Source organism: Leucobacter ruminantium (assembly GCF_017565705.1).
GTDB lineage: Bacteria > Actinomycetota > Actinomycetes > Actinomycetales > Microbacteriaceae > Leucobacter > Leucobacter ruminantium.
Map to the genome: position 1 here is coordinate 1 of NZ_JAGDYL010000058.1, position 1,814 is coordinate 1,814.

A 1,814-nucleotide genomic window follows, 5' to 3' on the forward strand; every position below is an offset into this window, starting at 1 on the left:
ACCGGCCGGGGTCGGGCACGCTGGGTGACCAGGTGGAAGCCCGCACTCAACGCCTTCGCGATCACCTTCGAAGGCCGAATCAACTGAAATGTGCCAGGCCAGATCCACCGTTAATCTGACAGACCCGTATTTGAAGGTTTGAGCACTGGTGTTATTGCGGTTGAGCACCGCCGACTCTTGCGCGATGAGCACTGCCGGATGGCGCGGGTGAGCATTGCCGGCGTGTGGTACTCACCCGCGCTCAGTGCTACTGGCGTGTCGCTTGTTCGCGGATGTTCGCGTCGCCGGTTTCTACCCAGATCGTGCGGTGCACGATGCGGTCCATGATCGCGTCGGCGCGGACATCGCCGCAAAGACGCTGATGCCAGTCTTTCTTCGTGTACTGGGTGCAGAACACGGTTGAGACGGCGTCGTATCGGCGTTCGAGAAGTTCGAGGAGCATCCCGCGTAACGCGTCGCCGGGTTCATCGAGGAGCCACTCATCGATAACGAGCAGATGGTAGGCGGCGTATTTGCGGAGGAACATCTCTTTCCCGCCGAGCTTGTCAAACGCTGCAAGCCACGCTTCTTCGAGGTCGGGCATGCGAATGTAGAGCGCCCGGAAACGGTGCTGGCAGGCGGCTTTCGCGAGCGCCGATCCGAGGTAGGTTTTCCCCGACCCGGTGAATCCTTGGAACACGACGTTCTCACACCTGGTGATGAAAGCGCAGGTGGCAAGGTTCGCGATCACACCACGGTCGATGCCGCGTTCCTCGATGAGGTCCAGCCGGCGCAGTTCCGCGTCGGGGTAGCGCAGTCCTGCCCGCCGGATCAGGCCGGTGATTTTCTGTCCGGTGTAGGAGGCGTGTGCGTCATCGACGGCGATCTTCAGTCGTTCCTCGAAGGGCATCCCGATCGTGAGGGCGCCGTCTTGCTGCTCGAACGAGTCGACGAGCGCCCCGACGCCCATTTCGCGGAGTTTGTGTTTGGTGTCGGTATCGATCATCGTCACTGGTCTCACCGCCCTAGTAGGCCGCGCCATGCACATACCCGGTAGGGGCCGGCGCGTCACCGGCGACAGCTTCGAACCTGGGGTGCCGTTTCCCGAGCTCGTCTTGCCGGGACTCGAGGATTGGCCGTAGGTGCGCATACCGGGGCGAGTGCACCCGGCCGGCGAGCGCGAGTTCGCTGTTCGCACGCGTTCTCGACGCGCGCGTTCGAATAGCGGCGCGTGAGGCGCAGTACCGCCAGCGCCGGACTCAACCCCTGCTCGGCGACGGGGACGGACGCGAAGATCCGATCGATCACTTCCTCCGTATGCGCCCCGATTCTCGCCGCCCAGGCGTGCATCCGCTCCTCGTCCCATTCTTGGTATCTTGGCCCGTCGGGCAGGTCACTATCGCGGGAGGTAGAAACAGGTGTGTGACGGGATCGAGATCGTCGCGATGGACGGGTTCACCGGGTTCAAGACTGCATCCAAGGAACATCTGCCCGACGCGGTCGAGGTGATGGATCCCTTCCATGTCGTCCAACTCGCCGGCGACGCCCTGGACCGCACGAGGCAGCGGGTACAGCAAGAAACCCTCGGACATCGGGGCCGGAAGGGGGATCCGTTGTATGCGATCCGTCGGGTACTACGCACCGGCAAAGCCTTCCTCACTCCGAGACAGCAGGTGAGGCTCGATCGAGTGTTCGCTGACCCGCAGCAGGGTCTGATGTAGGAACAGGTGACAGTTCCAGTTAGGCCGCGAGGGCCAGGTCTTCGTTCATGATGGTCTCGAACTCGATGGGCGTCAAACGGCCCAGGCGGGCCTGACGACGCCGGCGGTGATACG

2 protein-coding genes and 1 pseudogene are annotated in these 1,814 nt (G+C 63.0%); 1 reads left to right on the forward strand and 2 read right to left on the reverse strand.

The features are described from left to right. Together J4H91_RS15320 and J4H91_RS15325 are read right to left on the reverse strand one after the other, a co-directional pair. Positions 1-192 (reverse strand): hypothetical protein (locus tag J4H91_RS15320; RefSeq protein WP_208047114.1); only part of this gene is annotated, 192 nt, incomplete at its 3' end. Positions 193-247: 55 nt separating this feature from the next. Next, a complete protein-coding gene (locus tag J4H91_RS15325) occupies positions 248-991 on the reverse strand; it encodes an ATP-binding protein (RefSeq protein ID WP_460648307.1) in 744 nt (247 codons plus the stop codon). Positions 992-1,403: 412 nt separating this feature from the next. On the opposite strand from J4H91_RS15325, the pseudogene J4H91_RS15330 reads away from it, so the two are divergent. Further along, positions 1,404-1,679: pseudogene (locus J4H91_RS15330) on the forward strand (ISL3 family transposase); the annotation flags it as partial. Between the last annotated feature and the right edge of the window lie 135 nt (positions 1,680-1,814).